This is a genomic window from Halorubrum sp. Ea8 (genome assembly GCF_002252925.1).
Taxonomy (GTDB): Archaea; Halobacteriota; Halobacteria; order Halobacteriales; family Haloferacaceae; genus Halorubrum.
Map to the genome: position 1 here is coordinate 1 of NZ_NHPF01000107.1, position 7,951 is coordinate 7,951.

Below are 7,951 nucleotides of genomic sequence, written 5' to 3' on the forward strand. Positions count from 1 at the left end.
TAGCCTTGTAACTTTCATAAACCGCCTACGCCGCGTCGTCGGTCGGCGTCTCGGTCTCGCCGACCTCCCTGTCTCCGCTCCCGTCGTCGACGTCGAGAACCGTTACGCGCGCCGACATGATCCGGGTGTTGTCCACGCGCTCGATGCGAATCCGGACCCCGTCGAACTCGATCTCCTCGCCCTCCTCGACGAGCCGGCCGGCGCGGTTGAACACGAAGCCGGCGAGCGTCTCGAACTCCTCGCCCTCGGGGAGGTCGATGCCGAGGATCTCGTTGACCTCGTCGATGTTCACCTCCCCCTGGACGACGGCGACGTTCTCCTCGAGGAACTCGACGGGCGCCTCCTCGTCGCCCTCCAGGATCTCCCCGACGATCTCCTCGACCATGTCCTCTAAAGTGATGATCCCCTCGGTGGTGCCGAACTCGTCGATGACGGTGACCATCTGGAGGCGGTTCTCCTGCATCTCCGCGAGCAGCTCGTCGGCGTTCTTCGACTCGGGGACGTGCAGCGTCGGCTTGACGACCCGCGCCAGCGAGGGCTCGCCCTCGGAGTAGCGCAGCTCGCGGACCAGGTCTCGGACGGTCACCACGCCGATGATGTTGTCGAGGTTGCCCTCGTAGACGGGAACGCGCTCGTGGTCGGCCTGGATACACGTCTCGATCGCCTCCTCGACCGACTGCTCTTTGGCGACCGCGGTGACGTCGAGGCGAGGCGTCATCACCTCCTTGGCGATGGTGTTGTTGAACCGGAAGATCCGGTCGAGCATCTCGCGCTCCTCCTCCTCGATGACGCCCTCGCGCTCGCCCGTCTCGATGATGTCCTGGATCTCGTCGCGGGTGACGTACGTCGACTCGATCGCCGCGGAGCCCCCGATGACGCTGTTGACGCCCTTCACGATGTAGTCGAACAACACCACCAGCGGGTACAGCGCGTACTCCGAGGCCTTCAGCGGGCGGGCGATCCGGAGCGCCCACGACTCGGTGTTCTCGACGGCGTACGACTTGGGCGCGCTCTCGCCGAAGATCAGCACCAGCGTCGTGATCCCGAACGTCGTCGCCAGGACCGACTCGCCCCGCGAGAGGAAGAATCCGAACAGCGCGGTCGCGATGGAGGTCATCGCGACGTTGACGATGTTGTTGCCGACGAGGATCGTCACCAGCAGGCGGTGCGGGTTCTCCTTCATCTCCTGGATCGTCTTCGCGCCCGTGACGCCCTCGTCGACGAGGCTGTCGACGCGGTGCTGCGGCAGGGAGAACATCGCGATTTCCGATGAGGAGAAGAACGCGGACAGACCGACCAGCACAGCGATCGCGAGGACGCCGAGGGCGATCACGGTGTTATCCCCCGGCGTCGGCAGCTGTAGCAGATCGGCCGTCAGCGTGCTCGGCGGCAAGCCCATGTTCATTCGTCTTCCGTCGGCGGATGGTTAAAGGATTACTTTCGGCGACCCGGGCCGGCGGACGATCCGGCGGATCACCGGCGGAACGAACGGACGAATCGGCGCATCACCGGCGGAACGAACGGACGACTCGACCGATCGCCGGCGGAACGGAGGGCCGATCCGCGGAGCGTGCCGCGGCCGACACGATTACACGTCCCGCGGCCGAATCGAGTGCCATGACGAAACCACAGATCACCCTGTACAGACTGCAGGCGTGCCCGTACTGCGAGCGCGTCGTCCGGACCCTGAGCCGGTTCGGGCTGGAGTACGAGTCCCGGTACGTCGAGCCGATGCACTCGGAGCGGAACGCGGTCAAGCGCGTCTCCGGGGCCCGGAGCGTCCCGGCGATCGTCGACCGCGAGACCGGCGTGACGATGTCCGAGAGCGCGAACATCGTCGAGTACCTAGAGGGTACGTACGGCGAGAGAGGTTCCTGAGATGCCCGATTTCGACGTCGTCTCTCTCCCCGAGACGGAGCACGTCGCCGAGGGCGACGTGGCGCCCGACTTCACTCGCCCCCTCGTGAACGAGGAGTACTGGGAGGACGCCGCGCTCGACGACGCCGTCGACGGGCCGACGCTTCTCGTCTTTCACCCGATGGACGGCGCCTTCCAGGCGACGTACCTGTACAACACGATCGACGACCACGGGTGGGCCGACGACCTCGACGTCCTCGGCCTCTCGATCTCGTCGCCGTACGCCCACAAGCGCCTGCTCGCCGAGCGCGGCGAGGGCGTCCGGATCTTCTCGGACCCGAGCGCGGGCGTGATCGAGGAGTACGGTCTCGCCCACGACATCGACGGCATGACCGGGGTCACCGAGACGCGGCCCGCCGTGTTCCTCCTCGACGGCGACCGCGCCGTCGAGTACGCGTGGGTCGCGAGCGAACACCCCGAGTTCCCCGACGCCGAGGAGATCGACGACGCGGTCGGCCGACTCGTCGACTGAGGCCGCCGTCGGCGCCGACGCGGTTCGCGTGCGACCGCGCCGTCGACACACGCCATCCTTTTTTAAACTGCGACCGAATGAGCGCGTATGACGGACGACGCCGACGACCGGGAGCCTCGCTCGGGGTCCGAGCCCGACCCCGGACGCGACGCAGTGAGCCGGCGGGAGGACGTGCGGCGTGCGGCCGCGGCGGTCGCCGACGGCGAGCTCGTCGTCTACCCCACGGAGACGGTGTACGGGCTCGGCGGGGACGCGCTCGATCCGGACGCGGTCGAACGCGTCTTCGACCTGAAGCGTCGCGACCGGTCGAACCCGCTCTCGCTGGGCGTCGCGAGCGTCGACGACGCGCTCCGATACGCCCGCCCCACGGAGTTCGCGGTCGCGTTCGCCCGGGCGTTCCTCCCCGGTCCCGTGACGGTCGTCGTCGAGCGCGGCGACGCGGTCCCCGACGCGCTCACCGCCGGCAGCGACCGGGTCGGGGTCCGGGTCCCCGACCAGCCGGTCGCGAGGGCGCTCCTCCGCGAGACCGGACCACTCACCGCGACGAGCGCGAACGTCTCCGGGACCGGGAGCGTCACGCGCCCCGACGACCTCGACGACCGGATCCTCGAGGGCGTCGGCGCGGTGATCGACGACGGCGAGGCGCCCGGCACGGAGAGCACCGTCGTCGACCCGGCGGCGGGGACGATCCACCGCCGCGGCGCGATGGCGGGCGCGATCGAGGCGTGGCTGGCGGACCCGCCGGTCTGAGCGGGCGGGTTCGCACCGGAAACAGAGCGTCGAAAAAACGGAACCGCGACGGATTCAGACCGCGAGATCGCCTTTCTCGCTCAGAACCTCGACCTCCGCCGCATCGACCGCGTCGACGTCGAGCCAGTGGGGGACGTACTCCCGCTTGTCGTACGCCTCGCGCTCGTCCTCGGTCCCGACCGTACACCAGAGCTGGGGCTCGTCCGGGCCGTGCCAGCCGCCCTGAACGTTGATACCGAAACAGACCAGCTCCTCGCCCTCGTACTCGATCACCGCGTCCCGCCGGATCCCGGGGTCGCCGCGAATGATGAGGTGTTGCATACTCCGTCGTTTGCGGGTTCCGTGCTTAATCGCTTCGATACGGTCGATCGACCGCGGGAACGCGCCGCGACCGCGGGCGGTCGGGCGCCGGACGGCGACGCCGTCAGCCGGAGTAGTAGTACTCGCCCTCGCGCTTCTGCTTGCTGTCGAGCTGCGAGCCCGGCTTGTTGATCCGGGGGCGCCCGGTGCGCTCGTCGCGGCGGAAGGTGATGTCGAGGTCGGCGAGGAACTCGTTCATCCCGTCGCGCATGTCCTGCGGGGGCGCGGCGCGGCCGCGCTGGGCCGGCTCGCCGTCGAACACCATCAGGCGGTCGGCCAGCAGGTCGATCATGTAGATGTCGTGGTCGATCACCATCACGGTCGCGTCGTGGTTCTCGGCGTACCGGCGGATCGCCGTCGTCGCGCGGACGCGCTGCTCGACGTCGAGGTGCGCGGAGGGCTCGTCGAGCAGGTACAGATCGGCGTCCTCGGAGAGGCACGCCGCGATGGCGACGCGTTGGCGCTCCCCGCCCGACAGGTCCGCGAGGTTCTGCTCCATGATCCGCTCCAGCTGGAGCGGCTGGGCGACCTCCGTGTTCCAGTAGGAGGAGCCGAAGTCGTCGGTGATCGACGAGAGGAAGGCGTCGACGCGCATCGGCTGATCGATCTCGATGTACTGCGGCTTGTACGCGATGTCGAGCGCGAAGTCGAGCGACCCCTCGTCCGGCTCCAGCGAGCCCGCGAACAGCTTCGCGAGCGTCGACTTCCCGATCCCGTTCGGGCCGACGACGCCGAGCACTTCCGACTGGTTGATCTCGCCGCCCTCGACGTGCAGTTCGAACTCGCCGTCGCCGTACGACTTCGAGATATCGGGGTATTCGATCAGCGTCTCGCTGCGCGAGGCGACGCGGGGGGCGTGCTCCTCGAAGGTGATCGCGGAGGGCCGGATCCGCATGTTCTCGTTGTCGAGGTACCCCTTCAGGTACTCGTTGATCCCGTTGCGGACCGACTTGGGGTCGGTGATGACACCGTACGCGCCCGGTTCACCGTAGGCGACGTGGAGGGTGTCGGCGAGGAGGTCGAGGATCGCGAGGTCGTGTTCGACCACGAGCATCGAGCGGTCGGCGGCGTCGTCGTCCGCCAGCTCGCGGATGAGCCGGGCGACGATCATCCGCTGGCCGATGTCGAGGTACGGCGTGATCTCGTCGAGAAAGTAGAAGTCGGCGTCGCGGGCCAGACACGCCGCGATGGCGACGCGCTGGAGCTCCCCGCCGGAGATGGAATCGATGTCCTGGTCCATCACCGGAGCGATGTTGAGCCGGTCGATCAGCTCGTCGAGCGCCCCGCGCTCGTCGGTGCGCTCCAGCAGCTCGCGGGTGTTGCCGTCGAACTGCTTGGGGATCTGGTCGACGTACTGCGGCTTGCGGGAGACGCTCACGTCGCCCTCCTTCAGCGACTTGAGGTAGTTCTGGAGCCCCGTGCCGCGGAACCGGTCGAGCACGCGGTCCCAGTCGGCCTCCGTCTCGTGGTCGCCGAGGTTCGGGATCATCTCGCCGGCGAGCCCGTGGACCGCGGTCGACTTCCCGATCCCGTTCGGCCCTAAGATTCCGGTGACGTTGCCCGGCTCGGGGGTCGGAAGCCCGTACAGCGAGAAGGCGTTCTCGCCGTAGCGGTGGACCGGTTCCTCGTCGAGCTCTGAGGGGAGATTGATGATCTCGATCGCGTCGAACGGGCACTTCTCGACGCAGATACCACAGGTCTCGCCGAGGCAGATCTCCTCGGAGATGTGGATCTGGTCCGGGTCGCCCTCGACCGTGTCCTCGCCGCGCTCGGTGATGCACTCCTTGCCCGTCCGGTTCGGCGGACAGTAGTTCGCGCACTCGTAGTTACACCGGTCGGGCTGGCACCGATCGAGGTCAACTACGGCGATGCTGTCGTCGGCCATCTTACGCCACCAGCTGGACGCCTGACGTCGCCAGCACGGTGTAGCTGATGAACCACAGCGTGAACGTCAGGAACGCCACGTAGAGGTTGTCTTTGACGCCGAAGTCGCCGACGCCGATAGCTTTGTACAGCGGGTACTGGGCGAGCACGAACGCGCCGAGGACCAACACGACCGTCGTGCTCTGGGCCGCGGCCACGGTCGTCCCCACGTAGGCGGCCGAGACGACGCCGGCGGCGATCCCCGCCAGACAGCAGATCGTCGTGACGACCACGCCCCGCGCGTGGCCGGAGATGCCCGAGTCGTCGCTCATACCAACGGATCCGCGAGCGCCCGTGAAAAGCCGTTCGTTCCACCCGTCGGACGCCGGGGACCGCGAGGGCAGAGGTCGGCCGTCAAGACGGGCGCGACACGGGCCCGAGTGAGAGCGCGCGCGAGCCGTATCGCTGACTGACTGGTCAGTCGAATAGGCATATAGCGGCCCATATTGCTGGTTGTCAACGAAACAACCAGCAATATTCTCTTACTTCGGCGGGAAAATACCCGAAATACACCCGTGGTCCATCAACATTTATGACGATGTGCGGTTTCGAATCGTAACGATGGAAGGAACCCAAACGGAGGGGCTCGACGACCTCCCGCCGAGCGCCAAGCTCGTGTTCAAGGTGCTCGAGTACAACGGCCCGCTGACGCAGAAAGGCATCGTACAGGAGTCGATGCTGTCGGCCCGGACCGTTCGGTACGCCCTCGAGCGGCTGGAGGGGATCGGGGTCGTCGACGAGGACGTCTACTTCGCGGACGCCAGACAGAACCTCTACAAGCTCACCGAGCCGGCCCAGGAGTTCACCGGCGAGGAGAGCGACGCCTCCTGTACCGCCGACTGAGACCGCGTCGCTGAGACCGTGCCGATCGGTCCGCGCCCGTCCGACCCGTCGATTCCACGGTCGTTCGCGTCGCTGAGCGATTTGCTCGTCGCTGCTCGCTCTCTCCTCACTCGGGCTCCGTCGACACCTCGCCGGCGCCTCGCGCCGCCTCGGCGATCGTGAGCGCGACGGCGACTAACAGCGCGAACGTCGCCGCAAGGACGAACGCCAAGAACAGGAACCAGACCTCCGGCCCGAACAGCGGGTACTCGCGCGTGTCGATCACGGGTCCGAGTAGCTCCAGCGTGCGGACGAGGTACAGGAGGAGCGCGAGGCCCGCGCCCGCGACGAGCCCGATCCGGACGTTCCGGTAGAACGCCAGCGACTCCAAGAGGACGAGCATCGGGGGCTTGGTCGAACTGTCGTCGGTCACGACGGTACGTAGCCGCCCGGCGCGCAAAGAGCCTCCGGAACCGCGCGGTGTCCCGCTCGCCCCATTGAGAACATCATGATCGAAAATCGACGTTTGAGAGCCTAAACACGTCAATACCAGCCATCAAGTGGGGGCGGAATAAAGCGGGGATATGGCCAAGGTCGTCCTGTCGTCGTTCGCGATGATCGACCCGGAGACGTACCGCGAGGTGCTCGGCGAGCGCGTCGACGAATCAGTCGAGATCGAGGTCGCCGACTTGGGGTCGGCGGAGCGGGTGAGCGACGCGGCGGCGGGCGCCGACGCGGTCGTCACCGACATCAACACGCCGGTCACCGCCGAGGCGCTCGCGGCGCTCGACCTCGAGGTGGTGGTCCGGTCGGCGGTCGGCGTCGACAACGTCGACGTCGGCGCCGCGGCCGACGAGGGCGTCACCGTCACCCGCGTCCCCGACTACTGCACCGACGAGGTGGCGACCCACTCCGTCTCGCTGCTTCTCGCCTGTCTTCGCTCGCTGAAGGCATACGACGACGATGTCGCCGCCGGCGGGTGGAGCTGGGAGACCGGCCGCCCGGTCCGACGCGTGAGCGCGTCGACGGTCGGACTGCTCTCGTTCGGCCCCATCGCCCGGCGCGCCGCCGAGCAGCTCGCCGGCTTCGACGCGACGCTGATCGCCCACGACCCGTTCGTGGACGCCGACGAAATGGCCGAGTACGGCGTCGAGAAGGTCGAGTTCGAGGCGCTGTTCGACCGCGCCGACCACGTCGGCGTCTACGCCCCCCTGACCGACGCGACTCGCGGGATCGTCGACGCCGACGCCCTCGCGCGGCTCGGCGAAGGCTCGGTCGTCGTCAACGTGAGCCGCGGCCCGGTCGTCGACGCCGACGCCCTCCTCGAGGCGCTGGAGTCCGGGACGATCAAGGGCGCCGGGCTCGACGTGCTCGCCGAGGAACCGCCCGAGGACGACCCGCTCGTCGGTCGCGAGGACACCGTCGTCACCCCCCACGCGGCGTGGTACAGCGAGGACGCCAGAGACGACCTGAACCGGAGCGGCGCGGCCGACGTCGCCGCCGTCCTCAACGGCGAGACGCCGGCGGGGCGGGTCGACCCGGACGCCGACTGGCTGTAGGGAACCGGCGCTCGACGGGCGGAGGCGGGCTACAGCCGATCGAGGGCGTCGAAGTCGTCGCCGTCGTCGAAGTCGTCGCCGTCGTCGGCGTCGTCTCCGGAGCCCCCGTCGTCCGCCTTCGCCGCCTCGAACTCGCCCGCCTCCAGCC

At 68.1% G+C, this 7,951-nt stretch carries 10 protein-coding genes; 5 read left to right on the plus strand and 5 right to left on the minus strand.

The features are described 5' to 3' along the window. Positions 1–25: 25 nt before the first annotated feature. Positions 26–1,399, minus strand: a complete 1,374-nt coding sequence (locus tag DJ74_RS12510; RefSeq protein WP_094525030.1) for a hemolysin family protein — start codon at positions 1,397–1,399, stop codon at positions 26–28. Between the two features lie 218 nt (positions 1,400–1,617). Here DJ74_RS12510 and DJ74_RS12515 point away from each other — a divergent pair, with 218 nt between their 5' ends. From DJ74_RS12515 to DJ74_RS12525, 3 genes are all read left to right on the plus strand, one after another. Then, positions 1,618–1,878: a glutaredoxin gene (locus tag DJ74_RS12515; protein ID WP_094527457.1), complete on the plus strand. Its 261-nt coding sequence runs from the start codon at positions 1,618–1,620 to the stop codon at positions 1,876–1,878. 1 nt (position 1,879) lies between these two features. Next, positions 1,880–2,389 carry a redoxin domain-containing protein gene (locus DJ74_RS12520; protein WP_094527458.1) on the plus strand — a complete coding sequence of 170 codons (510 nt, stop codon included), beginning with the start codon at positions 1,880–1,882 and terminating at the stop codon, positions 2,387–2,389. Between the two features lie 87 nt (positions 2,390–2,476). Next, positions 2,477–3,139 (plus strand): L-threonylcarbamoyladenylate synthase, encoded by a 663-nt coding sequence (locus DJ74_RS12525; protein WP_176451348.1) that lies wholly within the window; start codon positions 2,477–2,479, stop codon positions 3,137–3,139. A 54-nt stretch (positions 3,140–3,193) separates the two neighbouring features. Here the strand turns inward: DJ74_RS12525 and DJ74_RS12530 are convergent, their stop codons facing one another. The 3 genes from DJ74_RS12530 to DJ74_RS12540 form a co-directional block, all read right to left on the minus strand. Continuing rightward, positions 3,194–3,460: an HAH_0734 family protein gene (locus DJ74_RS12530; protein ID WP_094525875.1), complete on the minus strand. Its 267-nt coding sequence runs from the start codon at positions 3,458–3,460 to the stop codon at positions 3,194–3,196. Between the two features lie 103 nt (positions 3,461–3,563). Next, positions 3,564–5,384 carry a ribosome biogenesis/translation initiation ATPase RLI gene (locus tag DJ74_RS12535; RefSeq protein ID WP_094525874.1) on the minus strand — a complete coding sequence of 607 codons (1,821 nt, stop codon included), beginning with the start codon at positions 5,382–5,384 and terminating at the stop codon, positions 3,564–3,566. Position 5,385: 1 nt separating this feature from the next. Next, positions 5,386–5,694 (minus strand): hypothetical protein, encoded by a 309-nt coding sequence (locus tag DJ74_RS12540; RefSeq protein WP_094525873.1) that lies wholly within the window; start codon positions 5,692–5,694, stop codon positions 5,386–5,388. Between the two features lie 289 nt (positions 5,695–5,983). Here DJ74_RS12540 and DJ74_RS12545 point away from each other — a divergent pair, with 289 nt between their 5' ends. Further along, complete coding sequence (locus tag DJ74_RS12545; RefSeq protein WP_094525872.1) at positions 5,984–6,265, plus strand: helix-turn-helix domain-containing protein; 282 nt, start codon at positions 5,984–5,986, stop codon at positions 6,263–6,265. Between the two features lie 106 nt (positions 6,266–6,371). Here the strand turns inward: DJ74_RS12545 and DJ74_RS12550 are convergent, their stop codons facing one another. Further along, a complete protein-coding gene (locus DJ74_RS12550) occupies positions 6,372–6,647 on the minus strand; it encodes a hypothetical protein (protein ID WP_094527460.1) in 276 nt (91 codons plus the stop codon). 181 nt (positions 6,648–6,828) lie between these two features. On the opposite strand from DJ74_RS12550, the gene DJ74_RS12555 reads away from it, so the two are divergent. Continuing rightward, complete coding sequence (locus DJ74_RS12555; RefSeq protein WP_094527459.1) at positions 6,829–7,803, plus strand: C-terminal binding protein; 975 nt, start codon at positions 6,829–6,831, stop codon at positions 7,801–7,803. Positions 7,804–7,951: the final 148 nt, after the last annotated feature.